12 protein-coding genes and 2 pseudogenes are annotated in these 18,452 nt (G+C 63.5%); 3 read left to right on the forward strand and 11 right to left on the reverse strand.

The features are described 5' to 3' along the window. Nucleotides 1-28 precede the first annotated feature (28 nt). The 3 genes from QE397_RS00180 to QE397_RS00190 all read right to left on the reverse strand — a co-directional run bounded on the left by QE397_RS00180 (nucleotide 29) and on the right by QE397_RS00190 (nucleotide 3,658). A complete protein-coding gene (locus tag QE397_RS00180; protein WP_307090873.1) occupies nucleotides 29-1,846 on the reverse strand; it encodes an NAD(P)/FAD-dependent oxidoreductase in 1,818 nt (605 codons plus the stop codon). Between the two features lie 11 nt (nucleotides 1,847-1,857). Then, nucleotides 1,858-2,790 (reverse strand): cyclase family protein, encoded by a 933-nt coding sequence (locus QE397_RS00185; protein WP_307090875.1) that lies wholly within the window; start codon nucleotides 2,788-2,790, stop codon nucleotides 1,858-1,860. A gap of 217 nt (nucleotides 2,791-3,007) precedes the next feature. After that, nucleotides 3,008-3,658: a TetR/AcrR family transcriptional regulator gene (locus QE397_RS00190; protein ID WP_307090878.1), complete on the reverse strand. Its 651-nt coding sequence runs from the start codon at nucleotides 3,656-3,658 to the stop codon at nucleotides 3,008-3,010. Nucleotides 3,659-3,691: 33 nt separating this feature from the next. On the opposite strand from QE397_RS00190, the gene QE397_RS00195 reads away from it, so the two are divergent. Both QE397_RS00195 and QE397_RS00200 read left to right on the forward strand, forming a co-directional pair. Next, nucleotides 3,692-4,561 (forward strand): SDR family NAD(P)-dependent oxidoreductase, encoded by an 870-nt coding sequence (locus QE397_RS00195; RefSeq protein WP_307090879.1) that lies wholly within the window; start codon nucleotides 3,692-3,694, stop codon nucleotides 4,559-4,561. Nucleotides 4,562-4,702: 141 nt separating this feature from the next. After that, nucleotides 4,703-5,551 carry an SDR family NAD(P)-dependent oxidoreductase gene (locus QE397_RS00200; RefSeq protein ID WP_307090881.1) on the forward strand — a complete coding sequence of 283 codons (849 nt, stop codon included), beginning with the start codon at nucleotides 4,703-4,705 and terminating at the stop codon, nucleotides 5,549-5,551. Nucleotides 5,552-5,685: 134 nt separating this feature from the next. Here the strand turns inward: QE397_RS00200 and QE397_RS00205 are convergent, their stop codons facing one another. From QE397_RS00205 to QE397_RS00240, 8 genes and pseudogenes are all read right to left on the reverse strand, one after another. After that, a complete protein-coding gene (locus QE397_RS00205) occupies nucleotides 5,686-7,029 on the reverse strand; it encodes an MFS transporter (protein WP_307090883.1) in 1,344 nt (447 codons plus the stop codon). A 1,465-nt stretch (nucleotides 7,030-8,494) separates the two neighbouring features. Further along, nucleotides 8,495-10,252, reverse strand: a pseudogene (locus tag QE397_RS00210) (sigma-54-dependent Fis family transcriptional regulator); the annotation flags it as partial. A 186-nt stretch (nucleotides 10,253-10,438) separates the two neighbouring features. Next, nucleotides 10,439-12,088, reverse strand: a complete 1,650-nt coding sequence (groL, locus tag QE397_RS00215) for a chaperonin GroEL (RefSeq protein WP_307090885.1) — start codon at nucleotides 12,086-12,088, stop codon at nucleotides 10,439-10,441. A 60-nt stretch (nucleotides 12,089-12,148) separates the two neighbouring features. Continuing rightward, complete coding sequence (locus QE397_RS00220) at nucleotides 12,149-12,640, reverse strand: hypothetical protein (RefSeq protein WP_307090887.1); 492 nt, start codon at nucleotides 12,638-12,640, stop codon at nucleotides 12,149-12,151. Between the two features lie 160 nt (nucleotides 12,641-12,800). Further along, nucleotides 12,801-13,145 (reverse strand): propane 2-monooxygenase effector subunit MimD, encoded by a 345-nt coding sequence (mimD, locus tag QE397_RS00225; protein ID WP_307090890.1) that lies wholly within the window; start codon nucleotides 13,143-13,145, stop codon nucleotides 12,801-12,803. Next, nucleotides 13,142-14,248, reverse strand: a complete 1,107-nt coding sequence (locus QE397_RS00230) for an aromatic/alkene monooxygenase hydroxylase subunit beta (protein ID WP_307090891.1) — start codon at nucleotides 14,246-14,248, stop codon at nucleotides 13,142-13,144. The genes mimD and QE397_RS00230 overlap by 4 nt, the downstream gene beginning before the upstream one ends. 40 nt (nucleotides 14,249-14,288) lie before the next feature. Continuing rightward, nucleotides 14,289-15,336 (reverse strand): annotated as a pseudogene (locus QE397_RS00235) (2Fe-2S iron-sulfur cluster-binding protein). Between the two features lie 106 nt (nucleotides 15,337-15,442). Further along, entirely contained in the window at nucleotides 15,443-17,074 is a 1,632-nt protein-coding gene (locus QE397_RS00240) for a methane monooxygenase (RefSeq protein ID WP_307090893.1), read from the reverse strand. A gap of 307 nt (nucleotides 17,075-17,381) precedes the next feature. On the opposite strand from QE397_RS00240, the gene QE397_RS00245 reads away from it, so the two are divergent. Beyond that, a complete protein-coding gene (locus QE397_RS00245; protein ID WP_307090896.1) occupies nucleotides 17,382-18,434 on the forward strand; it encodes an amidohydrolase family protein in 1,053 nt (350 codons plus the stop codon). Nucleotides 18,435-18,452: the final 18 nt, after the last annotated feature.

Consider the following 18,452-nt stretch of genomic DNA (forward strand, 5'->3'; position numbering starts at 1 on the left):
CGCGTAACAAGGCTCAGACGCGTGGGTCCTAAGATTCGGGTGCGAAGACCGCATCGTCGAGCGATGTCTCACGCCAGTGCGACAGGGCCTCGCGGAAGACGATGGGTCCTGGTCCGTACGTGATGCCCCCGTTCATCGGCTTTCCTTCGGCGTTGAAGTAGCCGGGTGTGCACGTCGCGTGATAATCGTGCAGGTTTCTCGCGGTCGCCTCGATCTCTGCGGCCCACTGATCCTCCATCTCCGGTGTCGGCTCGACTCCCCCGGCCCCCGCAGTCTCGATACGACCGATCACATCTGCGACGTGTTCGGCATGAATCTGGAGCATGTGCGAGAAATTGATGTTGTTGGCGGAGTGGATGACGCCGAGGTGGAAGAGGTTCGGGAACCCGGCCGTGAGATAGCCGTGGAGCGTGCGCGGCCCGTACTGCCAGGCTTCGAGGAACCGCTTCCCGCCGCGTCCAACGACGTCGAACTCCCCCGTCATCAGGGACGACGTTCCGACCTCGAAACCCGTCGCGAAAACGATGAGGTCCACCGGATACTCGTTGTCCCCCACGACGATCGAGTTTTCGGTGATGCGGCTGACCCCACCGAAGTTCGCGGTGTCGACGAGAGTGACGTTGTCTCGGTTGAACGCCGGAAGGTAGAGATCGCTGAACGTGGGACGCTTGCAAAAGTAGCGAAACCACGGTTTGAGCAGCTCCGCTGTGGCCGGGTCGGTCACGATGTCGTCCACCCGTGCCCGGATCGCGTCCATCGCGAGTGCGTCCTCGATTTCCTCGTGCAGTTCCTGCTCGGGGTCGTTGAGATCACCGCTCCAGGTTCCGGTGTTCTGTTTGTTGAGGAACTTGGCCTTCCGGGTCCATTCATCGTCGACCATGTCGGTCTCCGGTGTTCCGCCGCTGGTGATCTGGAGGAAGTTCTCCATACGGCGGTGTTGCCAACCGGGCCCGCGGTCCGCGATCCAGTCTTCGGTAGTGGGCCTGTTGTCCCGGGGAGCGACCAGTGCCGGCGTGCGCTGAAAGACGTACAGATGCTGGGCGTACTTGGCTATCTCCGGGATCACCTGAACCCCTGTCGCTCCGGTACCGACGACGGCGACTCGCTTGTCGGTCAGACCCGTCAAGCCGCCGAACTGGTCCCCTCCGGTGTAGGAGTAGTCCCATCGGCTGGTGTGGAACATCCGACCCTGAAACTTGTCGATTCCTTCGATTCCAGGAAATTTGGGGGTGTTGACTCCGCCTGCCGACACGACGATGTACTTCGCGGAAAACGCATCACCGCGGTCGGTTTCGATGTTCCATCGTCCATCGGTCCAGGTTGCCTTCACCGCCCGCGTGTGGAGGAGAGCATCTCGGTACAAGTCGTAACGCTCTGCGAGAGCTACGAGGTGGCGACGAATTTCCTCACCCGGTGCGTACCGCCACGACGGGACCGTTCCGGTTTCTTCCAGCAGCGGCATGTACACGTGTGACTCGATATCGCACTTTATTCCCGGATAACGGTTCCAGTACCAGGTGCCGCCGAAGTCCCCTGCCTGGTCCATCAGTCGCACGGACTGTAGGCCGGACGCACGTAACCGGGCGGCGGTGGTCAAACCGCCGATACCGGCGCCGATGATCAGGACATCGACAACGTCGGATACGGGTTCTCGCTCGATGAGCGGGGTATACGGATCCGCCGCGTACTCGGCCAACTCGCCGGTGAGCCTGTTGTACTGCGCATTCCCGTCGGGTCGAATGCGGCGGTCGCGTTCGGCGGCGTACTTCGCTCGAATCGACTCGATGTCGATCTCGGGAGTTCCAACGCGGAGTGCGGCGTCGTTGGCGCTCGTGGTGTCTGTCATCGTATTCTCACTCACGCGATCGCGATGGGGTTGATGGGGCTGCCGGAGCCGCCGACGATGCGCAGCGGTGCGGCGACGAAGAAGAATTCGTGTACGCGGTCCGCTGCGAGCGCTCGAAGATCGAGATGTTCGAGAAGGTGAATTCCACGGCGTACCAGCAGTTCGACGTGCACTGATTGGTAGCGTTCGTCGCAGGGAAGACATTCGACCGCGCTGTTGTCCGCCCCCACGACGGCGAGGTCATGGCTGTCGATGAAATCGACGGCTCCGAGTCCGAGGCCGGCCTGCCCGTATCCGCCGTAGTACGACTCGTCGGCTCGTTCTCCGGACAGGGCGAAGTCCATCCACCCGGTGCGTACGAGCAGGATGTCACCGGTCTCGACGGTGGTGCCCTGCGCCTGTCGAGTCGCTTCGAGCAAGTCGGAGTCGATCCTCGTTCGGGGTTCCAACCACGGCACCCCCACGTGCGCCGCAACGTCGAGCAGGACCGCGCGCCCGGCGATACCGTCGATCTTTTCGATTCCGTCGAAGTGCGATCCGGCCAGAGTCGACGCGGAATCGGCCGGGAATCCGTTGTACATCTTGCCCTCATGGAAGACGTGACAGAGCGCATCCATGTGGGTTCCGTTGTGGGTGGACGTGATGAACACGTCCTCGTTCGCTCCGGTGCCCGGCGAGGGCACGCCCATCTGCTCGCCGATAGCGTTCCACATCGGCATATCCGCTTGGTTGGTCAAGGTGACACGCTGGCTGGGGACGCGGTAGGGCACGGGGGGCAAAGTGTCGCTGCGGACCGGCAGGCCCAAGGAATAGAGCTTGCCGGTCCGCGGGGTGCCCAGTGCGCGGTGTCGTCGTTCCGCAGTGATGAGGTTCAAGGCGCCGATTTCGTCGCCGTCGCCCCATCGCCCCCAGTTCGTGTTCTCTTTCGCCCTCGTATCCGACATTGCCGGCCTTTCTCGATGCAGGAGTTCGTCGACTGTGCCCGGTCACCGAGTTGGCGAACCCGCGGCTACAGTGAGACGTACCGTAAGCCTTACTGGGGGCGGGCGAGGTGAAATCGACGTTCTCGTCGCCTCGGTCCTCGTGCGGTGGTCGACGCCGGGCTGAACATGGCCGGTTCGATCAACCTCTCGCGTGACGCGCAGGAAGAACGCCTCGGCCTCAGTCGCGCCGGTCGGCCCCCGCCGAGCCCAGCAACAGGCGGGCGATGCGCCTGCAGTCCGCATCCGTGGCGTCTCCGCCATGAGTGTGCCTCCACATGATCACGCTCATGAAAGCGGTGTGCGCGATCGTGTCAACATCTTCTTGCGCCAGCTGGCCGTACTCCGTCGTACGCCGTAGAACCGCGTGAAACGGTGCCAGGGCGCGGCGGACCACGGTCTCGAGCAAGTCCGACATCTCCTCTGCATCCGCTCGTATTGCCGCACCAAAGGCCAGGCCCTCGGTGGTTGCTGCGTTGTCGCGCACCGTTAGAAGCAGGGCATAGAGGTCGTCGCGGCCGGAACCGGAATCGGGCACGTGGTCGTAGCGCGACATGACCGGTTCGAGGACAGCGGCAATCAAGGCCGTCTTCGTGGGCCAACGCCTGTAGATGGTGGTGCGATTGACTCCCGCCGTGCGCGCCACCGAGTCGACGGCGAACGACGAGAAGCCTCGTTGTGCGAGCTCGTCCACTGCGGCGCCGAGCACCGCGTCGACAACGCGGGAACTGCGTGCCCCGGTCTGTTTGCCAGTGGTGCGCCGAGAAGTTTCCACGGTTTCGACCTTATCGCAGTAATGGCAACGTACTGTTGCCATTACTGCGGGCCGCATCGGGCGACCTGCTGTTCCGGTCAGGAGAGTTCGATGACATCGCAGGACGATTTCGCGCAGACCATGGGTTTCGACCGCCTCCCCGAGCACATCATCGACAAACGCGTCACCGACCTGATGGACTTGACCGGGCGCAAGGCCATCGTCACCGGAGCCGGCGGAGGTGGCCTCGGTCAGGCCATCGCCAACCGGCTGGCGGGCCTCGGCGCCGACGTCGCAGTCATCGATATCAACGGGGACGGGGCCACCCATCGGGCGCAGGAGATCGAGAGGCGCTGGGGCACGCGCGCCGTGCCGTTCCAGGCGGATTTGTCCGATTGGGACCAGGTACACGACGTGGTCAATCGTAGTGTCGACGCTCTCGGCGGCCTCGACATCATGATCAACAATCCCGTTCAGGTGGTGTCGGACGCGTTCGAGAACCACACCAAGGCCGACATCGACTACACCGTGCACGGTTCGTTGACCATGTTGATGTACGGGGCACACGCGGCGATCGAACACTTCCTCCCCCAGGGTCGGGGGCGCATCGTGAACATCGCGTCGGTCGGAGGCCGCATCCAGCACCGCGGATTGACCGTGTACAACGCCTCGAAGTCCGGAGTCATCGGCTTCACCCGGAACCTCGCTCACGAGTTCGCTCTGCGGGGGATCAATGTCCTCGGGGTGGCGCCCGGCGTCATGATCAACCCACTGTTGCGGGACATTCTCGCCAACGCGTCCGACGAGCAGTCTCTCGCAGCGAAAGGGTCGATGCTCGAAGCTGTCGACAAGTACATCCAGCTCGGACGAGTGTCCCTGCCCGAGGAGGTCGCCAATATGGTGGCGTATCTCAGCACCGAGGCTGCCGATTACATGTGCGGACAGACCATCGACGTCGCCGGTGGACAGTGCATGAACTGACCGACATCGAGGATGCCGAACCGTACCGGCCGAACGCCGGTACGGCTCGGGCCCGACACGTATAGTTACCGGATGGCTTACGGTAAGCCATTTTATACGGCCGTTGCAGTGGCTGTTCCGAGCTGACGAGAAGGGTTTTCGATGACCGACGTGGACATCTTGAAAGAGGTCGGGTTCGACCGTGCGCCGCACGGGATTGCGGTCAAGAAAGTGTCCGAGTTGATGGACATGACGGGAAAGCGCACCATTGTCACCGGCGCAGGAGGCCCCGGCCTGGGACGGGCGATCGCTCATCGCCTGGCCGGCCTCGGCGCCACGGTGGTACTGGCCGACCGCAACCTCGATGGCGCAAAGGGCGCAGCGAGCGAAATCACGGAGCGTTGGGGTACGAAGACCTTCGCCGTCGAATGCGATGTCACCGACTGGGACGACGCTCACCGGTTCATCGCGAACAGCAACGACCTGATGGGTGGGATCGATGTCTTGGTCAACAACGTCGGGGCTGGTGAGATGCGTGCGTTCAAGGACCAGGACCGGGCCGGGATCGACAACACGATTGCGCTCGGCTTCGTCGACACCGTGTATTGCTCACGAGCAGTGCTCGACTACATGATTCCGCAGAAATCAGGGCACATCATCAACATCGCTGCGGGAGCTGGCCGCAGTCTCAGCCCCCGCGGTGCGGTGTATGGAGCTGCCAAGGCCGGGGTCATTCAATTCACGCGAAACCTGGCTTACGAGGTGGGCAAGCTCGGCGTGCGGGTCAATGGTGTTTCGCCGGGCATCATGTTGCACGCGGAACTGCGAGAGGTACTGGCGAACCACAGCACGGAATGGGACTACAAGTGGCGTATGGATCGCATCGACCTTGACCGAGTTTCCATTCCTGAAGAGGTGGCCAATGTCGTGGCTTTCGTCGCCTCCGACGCCGGTTCCTACTTGTCCGGCGTGACGATCAACGCGGACGGTGGCGTCGCCGCGATGGGATAGTGGCCGCCACAAAGAAAGCCCCGTCGTTCTGACGGGGCTTTCTTGCGTACGGAGCGAATCAGCAGCCCGTGACTCGCCTCGTCGGACGTGGCCTTCGTCTCGATGTTAGAGACCGACGTGGGATCGGCACCGGATCAGCGGCCTGCGACCGCGTCGTCGGACGGGGCTTTCGTCTCGATGTCCGACACCGATACAGGATCAGCAGAGATGTCCTCCAACGAACGGTTTCGAGTGAGCGGCCCGAAGCGAACGGCAACAGCACCCAGCACGGTGACCGTGGTCAAGAGGACCAATACGGCACCGGACCCTGCCAGTGTCAACACCGGCAGAACGACGACCGGCGCGAGTGCTCCTCCGACGTGGCCGAATCCGTCGGCAATCGCCGAGGCAGACGCGCGGGCGCGGGTCGGGAAAATCTCCGAGGTGTAGGTCATGGCCGGCGGCCCGACGAACGAGAACGCGAACGACGTCATCAGGACGCCCACGGTGACTCCGAGGGTTCCGAAGTTCAGGCCGATCAGGACAAAAGCCAACGCAAGGATGCCCGACCCGATCATCGTCAGTGTCCTGCGTTCCCATCTCTCGATGACGAGTACCGCAACGAAACCGGAGATGATCGGCGCCAAGCGTGCGAGAACGATGACGAACAACGCATCCGAGGTGGTCATTCCCAGGCCTTCGAGTATCAGCGGTGAATAGCTGTTGAACCCGTAGACCGCGAGGAAAAATAACGTCCAGAACGTCAGAACGATAGCCATTCGCCCGCCGTACGGTTTCCTGAACATTGCACGCATCGTCACCGACGGCTCGCCAGCGAGCGCTGCTTTGACAGCTATCTCCTCGTCTTCCGTTGTTCGGACGAAACGTCCCGGCTCGAGGCCCACACGCCGCTCCATTACCGCCGTGATGTCATGGGCCTCGTTGTGACGACCCATCAGCGCGAGCCACCGGGGGGACTCAACGATCATTCGCTTGTTGACAAAGAAGGCGACTACGATCACCAGCCCGCCGAATGCATACAACCATCGCCATCCCGACGATGTCGCATTGAGAACCGGCAGCGAGGCAAATCCGACCGCAGCGTTGATCACCAGGCCTACGAGGATCAACCGGGCAAGGTACTTGCCACGTAGATGTTTCGGGGCCGTCTCGCCGATGTACGCGGTGGCGAGGGCGGGTACTGCGCCCATTCCCATCCCGCAAATGAACCTGAAGACCGTGAACGACCAGATGTCCCAAGACAGTGCCGACGTCACACCACCGAGGGCGAGGATCACAACCGTCAAGATCATGCCCTTTTGCCGCCCCTTGCGGTCGGCTACCCATCCGACCAGGAGGGCCCCGAACCCGAACGCGATCATGTTCGCCGCGACCGGGAAACCGACAGCTCCGACGGACAGTTCGAGTTCGGCCATCATCTGAGGCAGGGCGAGCGCAAACACGCTGATTTCGTAGTTAGAGAAGAAGAACAGGAGCATGAGACCGACCCAGGCCCCCGTCGACAGTCCGACGCGTGGAAACGCATCTAGCCGCAGGTCGAGCCCCCCAGGGGTAGTCGCGGACGAACCTGAATGTTGGGACATGTGCACCTCAGTCGATGTCGGACACGCAGCGGCCAACCCGGCGGGAATCATGCGTGCATAACGCGGGGAACGCACAGCCGGGTTGGTATAGAACGGCTTACGGTAAGCGTTCCCGGACGCAGGGTGCAAGGTTTTCGAGCAAATTCAGGGGCTCGTGCTGAGTGCGGCATAGGCCCGAGGTGATGATGGGGCCGGCGAGGCGACGCATAGTTGACGCGTCACGTGCATCGACCACGCGCAAGCTGGCCACCGGCCAGGGCCTATTCGGACACAGATTCCGCTGCAGATCAGCGCCGTCCACCGTGATCGACGGTGCTTCGAGGCTCAGACGGTCAAGCTGTCCACTGAATATGCAGGGGGCCGCGCCGTGCCCACGAAGCCACGAGCAACGCCGAGTAGGGGAACTGCCCGGCGCTGGAGACCATCTCCTTGCGGGCCTGGGAGGTGGTCCCGAGACGCTCTCCCGCTTCGGCGGAGCTTGATCTTGGCGCAGCGGGAGTTGATGGCGTGCAGGCACTCGATTTTGCTTCTCGACCTTCTTCGTGGCGTCCCCGGTCGGATACGGCCGGTAAATCAGGGTGAGGCGTTTGCGGGGGTATGTCGTCGTGCGGTGCGAGCAGCGGTCCGAGGACGGTGTCGGTGAACACCGACTCCGGCGGTGCGGCCATCTCCCACACCATCGATGTGCCCCATCGCGCCGGTAGTGCCCCCATTCGGCGCGGGCCGGCCCGGCGGCCTCCCACGCCACCCCGTGCGGCTTTCCGGCAAGGCGAGCGCGTCGAAGTCGTTCTCCGTCGACGAGTTGTAGGAGCGGCGCGGTGGCCACGATTTCACCGGCGAGGTGGCCGTAAAGGTCCGGCAGCGCGAGCTCGGCGGCCATTTCCTCGGGTTCTTCTCCCGCTCGCGGGTGGGGCGCGGAAGGTGACCGAGAGCCGCGCGAGGGTGCGGTGCCGACCCTGAGGGCATCCGCACGGACGACTGCCGGACGAACTCCGCCGACAGCGCCGGTTCGTCGTGCCCTGCGGCGCTCATCGCGCCCTGCGGCGCTCATCGCGGAATCCGGCCGTTGTAGCCGCGAGCCTACCTCGACGACCGCCGAACCATCGGGTACGTGATCGACATGCTCATGGCCGCCTACGAAACCGATATCGACGTGAGGGTGCCGACGGGTAGGGATGTGCCCTCGATCCAATCGCGAACCTCCGCGCCGTCGTAGAAGATGTCGACCACCAGTGCAGTGTCGGTTCCGAAGCCCATCGGTTCATCAACGGCTGTAACGGGTAGTCGGACAGCCATTCCTCGCTGGTCTTGACTTGGCGTTGGTGGATTGTGTTTCGCAGCTAACGATAGTGGTTGCCAACATGTCGATTCCGTACTCGCGGATCTTGCGGTAGATCGTCGCTCGTGAGGTACCCAGGGCACGAGCCGCGGCTTGTTTGTTGCCGCCGTTGTCCTCGAGAGCACGCACAATCGCATCACGGGTGAGTGCTTCCAGCTGCGTCAGCGTGCGTCGGCTCGACGCGCGACACACGGGCGGAAGCTTGTCCACCTCGATGACACCTGAGCGTTGCTTCTGCACGACCTCCTGCAGGATCTGGTGGAGCTGAGCGACGTTGCCTGGCCAGCTGTACTTCGCGAGCTGACGTTGCGCCGTCGGCGCGAGGACCAGGTCCTGACCGCGGCTCATCTGTCGGAGAATGTACGGGACGAGCTGATGCAAGTCGTCGATTCGGTGGCGCAGAGCCGGCACGTGCACCGTGTGCCGGAAGAAGGGCAGCACGAGCGCTCCGCTACGGCCATCGTCTTCGCCGAACCCGATGGTCACTCCCACCCACCCTGCGTGTTCGCGACCCTGGAGTAGTTCGGCGATCACCCGTTGGACCGGATCGGACAGGAGATCGATGTCGGTGACGATCAGACTGAAACCGTCTTGTTCCACCTCGAACTGCAGAGATTGCAACGACTCCGCGGTGCTCTCGATCTCCGCAGCGGAGAAGACCCGCGTGCGGGCGTCGACATGGGCGGTCGCGGCGGCCCGGAGAACGGAGAACCGGCCGCTACCGGCCTCCCCCGCGACGGCCACCCAGTCACCGTGCCGCACCGACCGCGCGATCTGCTGGCAGCTGTGTCGCCAGGACGGGCTGTTCCCGACGATTCCCGGAAGCGAGATCGCCTCCTCAAGGGGCGGTGTGGTCGATTCGGCGGCGACGGACAGGTGCACGAGAAAGACGCCCGACCGCGAATCCGCCGGGGCCCCGTCCAAGTACGGCGACAGCCGCACCGTCAGGCCGCTGGGGAGTGTGACGACATGCTGCCCCGGACTGTTCCGTGCGGTCAGGTCGAGCCCGTGGTCGATCACCGCGGCCTGTTCGCTCGGATCCAGGGCCTCCCGCAGACGCTTGTTAAGCAGGACGATGTCATGACCCAACGCGAGAATTCCGGCCTGGCGGAAGCGTCGGCAGGCTTTTAGATACGTGTTGAGAAGTGCCGTCTGCTTCTCACTGGACTGGGCGAGCAAGCGGCCTTGGATCTGAGAGGTCGCCGTTTTCGCCAGCGTCACCAGCAGCGGCGCGCCGTCCTCCACCCATCCCGTGAGATCGAGTACCCCCACGACCTGACCGGAGAGGGGGTGCACGATTGGGACGCCCGCGCACACGAGTCCCCCCAGGCTCTCCGCGTAGTGCTCGTGACCCATGACCAACGTGGGTGTCCGTGTCTCGAGCGTCGTCCCGATTCCGTTGGTGCCGGCGTGTCGCTCGGAGTAGCTGAACCCCGGCGCGAGATCCACTGAATCGAGCGCGCGCACGAGGTGATCGTCGCTGGCGAGTCTGCTCAGGACCACACCGTCGGCGGAGGTGAGAATCACGGAGACGGGTTCGTCGACCAGGCCCTCCGCCAGCTGCCGGAGGACGGGGTCTGCGGCGACGACGAGCGGGCTCTCGAGGTCGGGCTCCCTCACGAAAGGCAGTTCGAGTCGGTCCGGTCGGACGTTCGAGGACAGAGAGCGCTCCCAGGAGATCGAGATCTGTTCCCGGACAGTGGTATCAAACTGCTGGTCGGTCAGAAACCGTTCGCGTGCACGTCGTGTGTCAACCACCGGTTTTCGATCGTTCGTCATCTCCGCCTACCGTCCGAGAGAGAACTACGCGTGCTGCGTCGCGGCGCCGTAGCGGGTGTGACCCTACTGTCGTGCACGGCGTGTGTCCCCGTTTCGCGACCGTCGCCGGCGCTGACCCGTTGGCAGCGCGACGACCGGCGGGAGCCTTTGGTTGCGCAGAAGGCTCCCGCATCGACGGGCTCGCCCTCAGTAAATGTTCGACGGCCGCACCATGCCCTCGGCGAGGTCGCCGAACCCAGGGGCCATGATGGCACCCGGATGGCCGTAGACCTCTTCCACGACGGCGGTCTCGGTAGTGATGAGCAGCGCCGCAATGGAGGCCGCACTCTCAAGTGCGGCGCGGGTCACCTTGAACGGGTCGATGACGCCGTCGTCGAACATGTCGCCGTATTCCCCGGTGAGGGCGTTGAAACCGTGACCGAGGGGCAGCCCGGTCACCATTTCCACCACCTCTTCGCCCTCGAAACCGGCGTTGATGGCGATCCACCGGAGCGGTTCGGTGAGCGCTCTGCGAACGACCTCGACACCCACGGCCTGATCTCCGCTGACCTTGAGAGACTCCAGCGCTCGGTGCGACTGGGCGAGCGCCGTGCCGCCACCGGAGACGATCCCGGCTTCGAGCGCGGCGCGCGCGGCGGCGAGTGCGTCCTCTACCCGCAGCATCCGCTCCTTCAGCTCGACACTGGTTGCACCGCCGACGCGCACCACCGCAACCCGGCCGGTCAGACGCGCGATGCGCTGTTCGAGGCTGTCCCTATCCCCGTCGATCCTGGAACGCTCGAACTGCGCCTCGAGCTGGGCGACCCTGGCGTCGAGCAACGCTTGGTCACCGCGGCCACCGACAATCGTGGTGGAGTGTTCCGTGACGGTGATCCGATCACAGGATCCGAGCTGCTCGAGCGAGACCTCGAACAGTTCGAGTCCGGTGTCCTTGGCGATGACTTGTCCGCCGAGCGCGACCGCGAGATCCTGGAGCTCGGCGACGCGGCGATGACCGAAACCGGGGGCGCGCACCACCACCGACTGCATGGTCTTGTGCATGTTGCCGCCGACGAGCAGCTGCAGCGCCGGCCCGTCGACGTCCTCCGCGATCACCACCAACGGTCGGTCCGCGCGCTTCGCCGCCTCGATACTGGGCATGATGTCCTGCACCTGATTGATCTTCTTGTTCGTCAACAGAATGACGGGGTTGTCGTGTACCGCCTCGGCGCGCTCCGGATCGGTGATCATGTACCCGGAGATGTACCCGTGGTCGAACTCGATGCCGTCGACGACGGAGACCGACATGCCGAGGGTGTCGCTCTCCTCCGTGGTCACCACCCCCGACCTGCCGACGTACTCGACGGCTTTCGCCAGACACTGCCCGATCGCCTCGTCGTCACTGGCGGCGAGGGTCGCGATGCGCTCGAGGTCGGCGGTCCCCACGACATCGACTGCCTGCGAACGTAGGCCTGCGACGACACAGGATACGGCCGTCTCGATACCCCGGCGCAGCCGCATCGGGTTCGCGCCGGCGTCGACCGCCCGGAGTCCCTCGCGCACCATGGCCTGCGCGAGGACGGTGGCGGTGGTTGTTCCGTCGCCGACGACACCGTTGGTCTTCATGGCTACTTCCTTGACCAGCTGAGCGCCCATGTTCGCGAACGGGTTGCTCAGTTGGATCTCCCTCGCGATCGTGACGCCGTCGTTCGTGATCGTCGGTGGGCCGGTCAGTTTCTCCAGTACCGCATTGCGTCCTTTGGGCCCGAGGGTGACTTTCACTGCGTCGGCGAGGGCGTTGACGCCCTGTTCGAGGAGTGCCCGTGCCTCGGTGTTGAACCGCAGTTCCTTGGCCATGGTGGTGATTCCTTTCCGATGGGAGACGTGGTGTCATGAGCGCGGCCGAGGTGCGGCCGTTCACTGTCCGGGCGGTGCGGTGATCGTCAGTGCGATCCGGATGTTCTGTTGCGCAATGACTCTGCCGTTCTCGTCGACACACAGACGACTGTTGGGGCAGATGCTCAACCCGAGCGCGCTGCGCCGACGTAACAACGCCGTCGTGTACCTCTCGCCTCGGATGTCCCGGAGCGTGAGCGAGCCGATGCGGTCGGTCCTCTCCCCCGTCATCATCAGATGGAGTGCGATCGACCTCTCGGCTGCCGCCAGGTAGGCCCTGCGTGCGAAGTCGACGGAATAGGGCGCCCGTCGCGGCCAGGACTCGGCCAGTACGTAGCCGTTGATCGCGGCACTGCCTGGATGGTCCTCGATCACGACGGCGGCCCGATCTATTCCCTCGACGCCACGCAGTGCGTCGAGGGAATCGGAGACCAGCAGATGAGCAGCCGCCGACGAGCGAGAGGAAGCGGGCAGACGCAGGCGCACCGAGACGCCGTCGTCGTCGACCACCACGGATGTGACGAATCCGCCTGGCGCGGAGGTCCCGTACGGTCCGGAGCCGACGACGTCGGCCGAGCGCTTCGAGGACGTCGTCGGTGGTGCACTGTCGCAGTGCAGTGGTCATGATGGCTGTGCCTCCCGGGTCGAGCGAGTAGGGGTGTCGGTCGATGGGTCAGGAACGCTCGGCGAGGTCGAAGCCGATGTACTCCGCCGCGTCCTCGGGGCTGGCGAACAACATTGTCCTGTCGTCGAGGTGCACCATGCGTCCGTAGTGTGTCGAGCTGATCTCCTCAAAGATGGACCCGTCGAAATCCTGTCCGAGAGCGTCCGTGAGCTCGTCGTAGTCGAAGGACAGGAGCCCGGTTCCGTCGACCCGGATCATCGACGGGTACTCGGTCAGTTCGACGCCGTCCTTGTCCCCCATCACCTCGGCCACCACGCGGCCGACGGGTGTGTTCATCAGCGTGACGCCGCACTTGTTGGAGAACTCGGTGTTCGATCCGAATTGCATGCTCACAGCGCCAGCTCCTTGGGGACGTCGAGATTGAGGGATTCGAGAAGAACGGTGAACTTGGCGATCGCGGCGTCGAGACTCGTCGCGAACGTCACGGCCTTGTCCGCCGGCTGCGACCAGATCGGTTGCAGCGCACGGGCGGCCTCAAGGCATCGGGGAACCCACAGCGCCATCCAGGTGCCGAACAGCGCTTTGTTCGCATCGCCGTGTTTGGCATCCCGCGTCAGCATCTGGAAGAGCGTGCGGGTGTAGTTGAGGTCACGGTCGTAGTCGTGCTCACCGGTTCCGACGATCGTCGGGGTGATGTAGTCCCCGTTCCGTGCCGCGATCTGCATGATCAGTTCGGTGCGGAACAGCGAGCCGACGAGTTGCTCGAAGACGATGTTGGTGGCGAACAACAGCTCGCACCAGTCCGGGACGGCCGTCAGTTGCTCGACGGTGCGACGGACCGGCTGCCACTCGGGAGCGTCCTTCCAGACGTCCACGTGCACCGACCCGTCGAACGTCACGTCCGCCTCGGACAGGTCGAGGTTGAACAGCGCGAGATCCTGGGCGAAGCGCATCTTGTGCGCGGCGTTCACCGCCACGGCGGTGTTGATCATGTTCGTCGGTCCGGACCGCTGGATCGAGGTGAACACGTGCAGTGCGAGACCGTTCTCGGCATGCATCCAGGCGCCGAGATTGCGCGCGACGAAGGTGAGCCACGGAGTGTTCCATCCGTCGTACGCGCGTGCCCGTCGGGCGTTGGTCAGACACAGCTCCACCTGGTGCACGACCGCGGAATTGTTGCGGAAGATGGTCTGGTCCCACTCTTCGTTCGGATCGAGGAACTGGTGCCAGTTCGATGATGCCGCGACGGTCCACTGCTGCGGGTAACCGCCGGGACCGTCACCGAATCCGTAGAGCCATCCCTGGGTGAGGTGCCGGTCGGGGTCGGGCTGTACGTCGACGGTCACGTCCTCGTACATCGTCGAGCGCCGCTTGGCCGGCGTGTAGTAGCTGTAGGTGCGGCTCTTCGAGCTGGGGAACTCTTTCGCGCCCGCTTCGGAGTCCGTGAACTCGATGGTGGGGAAGCTGCGTTGTTTCGGCTCGATGGATGCGGTCATGTCTGGCCTCTCTGTTCTGCGTGGACCGTGATCGGGACGATCACTGGTCGAATGCGGGACTGGTGAACTTGTCGTAGAAGATCTGGTCGCTCGGGGTCCCGCACGCGTCGAGCAGTTCCAGCGCGGCGTCGACCATTGGCGGCGGACCGCACAGGTAGACCTCGGCCTTGGCGATGCCGGGTTCGAGTCGCCGCACGACGTCGGTCACGTTGCCTTCCTCCACCGAGACCGCATCGGACGACGGCTCGTCCGCCGCATCCGATACGCAGGCGACGAACGTGAAGTCGGTGAGGGTGCGGCCGAGCGCGGTGATCTCGTCGACGTAGAAGAGGTCACGCGCAGTGCGTGCGCCGTAGTAGAAGTGGACCGGTCGGGTGTTCCCCGACTCGCTCATCTGTCGAACGAGCGAGAGGATGGGAGCCATTCCTGCGCCGCCGCCGATACAGACCACCCGGGAGCACGTGGCCGTCCTTCAGAGTCGAGGTGCCGTATGGTCCGGTCAGCGCGATGTGATCCCCGACCGAGATTCCGTCGTCGAGCAGCGCGGCGAACCTGCCGCCGGCGTACTTCTTGATCAGGAACTCGACCGTGTTCGGCGTCGCCGGTGTCGACGCCATGGAGAAGGATCGATGCTCTTCGGTGCCGGGGATGGTCAGATCCGCGTACTGGCCGGGCTTGAACTCGAACACCGCCGGTTCGACCGGTTCCAGGCGCAGCGCGACGATGTCGCCCGTTATTGATTCCAGCGAGGTGACGCGGGTGGTCACGTTCTGGATCGGGATGCCGCCGAGGAGCTCGTCCTCGTCGAAGTTGAGTAGCTCGATGGTGCAGTCGCTGTACGCCTTGGTGCGGCAGAGGAGTACGAGTCCCTCGGCCTCCTCGGCTTCGTTGCACGCGAACGTCGAGTGGTTCTCCATCTGGACGTCACCGTCGAGCACGAAGGACTTGCACGCGGAACAGCGACCTTCACGGCAGCCGTGCATGAGATGGATTCCTTGCCGGAAGGCGGCGTCGAGGATGTGTTCGTCCTCGCAGACCTCCATCTCGATGTCGACCGGCTCGAACGTGATCCGGTGTATGTCGGCCACAGGTGCCTCCTGGTCTGCTACAGGGCTCTCTCGGGGAGAATCGATGGTGCTGACTGGATTCGGTGGGTAGCGCCTGCTGACAGGCGCTACCCACCGAGGTCTCGAGTCAGGCAGGAACGGTGCAGCCCGCGCGGTACGCCGCAATGTGCGCATTCCGTTCGGACTCGGTCATCTGGTTCAGCAGCACGTTGGGACTCTGGAAGGTGTTGCCCCGCACGTCGGAGAGCTTCCACATCTTCTTCGGGTCCAGATCGAGGTGCGGCTGACCGACCAGTGTCTCGCCGTCGTCCCGAACGTAGCCGAGATCGGACACGATGTCGGCTAGGTCCTTGCCGTGGTGCAGGGTCTCCCACTCACGGAATCCGGTGAGGCGCCCCATGTTCGGAGTTTCCTTACCCTCGTACTCGCTGCGGAAGGCCACTGCGTCGGTCCAGTAGCACGTCTCGGAACAATAGGTGCGCCACTGGTTGTCAACCTTCTCCACGACTATGTCCTCACGGATGAGGGCCGGCACCATGCAGGTCCAGCATCGGTGCGGGTACTGGTAACCGACGTCCTCGAACGCGATGGGCTTGTTGATTCCGGGGTAGGCGAGGCGGTTGTACTCCTCCCACCACTTTCCGTACTTCGAGTACCACCCGGGGTACTTGTGCTCGAACCACTCGAAGTCGGCGTCGGTCATGGTGTCGATGCGCCAGTAGTTGACCGGCCAGCCGGTTGCAAAGAAACGAGCCGTCTCGTGGACGTAACCCTTGTTCGTGATGCGATTCCAGGCCTCCTCCACGAGATCGTGCGGAATGGTCAGGCCGTACTTCTCCAACGGGATGAGGTAACTGCGGTAATAGTCGTCGTAGATCCACCGACGCCACATCTCGGCGTAGCTCTCACGGTCCTTGCGGCGGTCCTTCGTGCCGTACTCGATGAAGGTGCCGATCGCGGCGTCCACGACGCAATGGTTGTTCCACCATGCGTACCGCAGATCACGTTCCAGCAGAGGACGATTGCGCTCGTCGGCCAATGCCATGAGAAGGATCGAGTACCCGTTGGAAATGTGGCGGGACTCGTCGGACTGCACCGAGTGGAACACCGTCGGAAGCAAGTAGTCGCCGTTGGCGGCCGCCTCGTCGGGCATCGCCACGAACAGTGTGTTGGTGAACGCGGTCTCCGCGACCACGGTCAGATAGATATTGGCCGCAGTGATCGCGTCACCGGTGATGAAACCTTCACCGAACTGACGACCGATGGTGCCGGCGTAATTGTTGGCGAACGCCTTCTCGGTCATGTCGAACCCGGCGGGGTCGATGTAGTTGTTCATGTAAAGCTTTTTGAGATTCATCTGAATCGTCGAGTGACGCACCTCGTCGATCATCTGCACCGCGAGACCGTTGTGGATCTCCGGATTGGGCACCGCGTCGATTGCCATCGGCATCGCGCGCGCCGCGGAGATCTCCGGGAACGGGATGATTGACAGGAAGAGCTTCTGCCACTCCAGCCAGCGTTGCTGAACCTGCCTGAACATGTTGCCGCGGATGGCACCGTCCATCGCGCCGTACACGCGGTTGTCCTTCTCCTCCTCCATGGGGAAGTAGGACCGCATAATCTGTTTCAGGGGATCCTTCTTCGGTGCCCTCTCGAACGTGTAGTCCGTACCGAATCGGGTGGCGGGTGTGGCGAACGTGGGTTCCCACGTCAGTTCCGAGATCTTCGCGTGTGCCTTGGTAAGGCTCTGCCTACTCAATGTGCGCCTCCTGGATGCGAGGTCAGCGGGGTTGCCGGCCTTGTCGGGAAGATGTGCACCCGATTACACACCGTGATCCACGTCTCATCTGTCTCACTTTGAGACTGGTACGTCATGTGCGGCACCTCCATGACGACGCGAAGGAAGTCCACCCGAACACCGTTGCCGCTCAACCGAACCAACGGTTCATTACCGGCGTCGTCTCAAACTGAGACGGGCGAAACTCCTCGGTCACGGCCGCGATCGGCCTAGCGTCTGAGGACTTCAGACTGTGGCACCAGTCACCCAACGGAGAGGACCAAACACCATGTACACCAAAGGCGACGACAGTTTTTTCATCGTCGATGCGCATGTCGCGTTGTGGGATGCGCGGGCGCAGAACCAGCGCAACATCCACGGCAAGCAGTTCATCGACTGCTTCTACGACTACCACCGCAATCTGTCACCGGAGTCGGAGCTGTGGACGTACGACGAGTACCTCTACCAGGGCGGCGAGCGATTGATGAAGGACCTGTTCGCGGATGGCTACGTCGATCATGCGATCTTCCAGCCGGCGCACCTGGGGGAGTTCTACAACAACGGCTTCGGCCAGACGGAAGAGGCGTGGGCACTGACCCAGCAGCACTCCGACAAGCTGACCTACAACCATCACTTCGATCCTCGCAACGGCGAGCGGGGCCTCGACCAGCTGCGCGCCGACGCGGAGCGGTTCGGATTGAAGGGCGTCAAGCTCTACACCGCCGAGTGGCACGGTGATTCGCGCGGATACAAGCTCGACGATCCCTGGGCGCTGAGGTACTTCGACGCCTGCCGTGAGTTGGGGATCACGAACATCCACGTCCACAAGGGTCCGACCATCCGCCCGCTGGATCGCGATGCGTTCGACGTCGCCGACGTCGACCACGTGGCCAGCGAGTACACGGACCTGAACTTCGTCGTGGAGCACTGCGGACTCCCTCGACTCGAGGACTTCTGCTGGATCGCCACCCAGGAACCCAACGTGCACGCCGGCCTCGCCGTCGCCATGCCGTTCATCCATTCCCGGCCGAAGTACTTCGCGCAGATCATGGGCGAGCTCCTGTACTGGATCGGTGAGGACCGGATCCAGTTCTCCTCCGACTATGCGCTGTGGACGCCGAGGTGGTTGGTCGAGTCGTTCGTCGACTTCCAGGTTCCCGAGGAGTTGAACGAGTACCCGCCGATCACGCTCGATCAAAAGAAGAAGGTGCTGGGCCTCAACGCGGCGAAGATGTACGACATCCCGGTGCCGCCGGACCTGCAGATCGCCGATGCGAACGAGACGGCCACGGGTCCACGCGGCGCCGACGTCGCTGCGGACGACGCTCTCGTGGGGGCGTGAGGTGAGTTCTCGCGTCGC

Source organism: Rhodococcus sp. SORGH_AS_0301 (assembly GCF_030818285.1).
Lineage (GTDB): Bacteria > Actinomycetota > Actinomycetes > Mycobacteriales > Mycobacteriaceae > Rhodococcoides.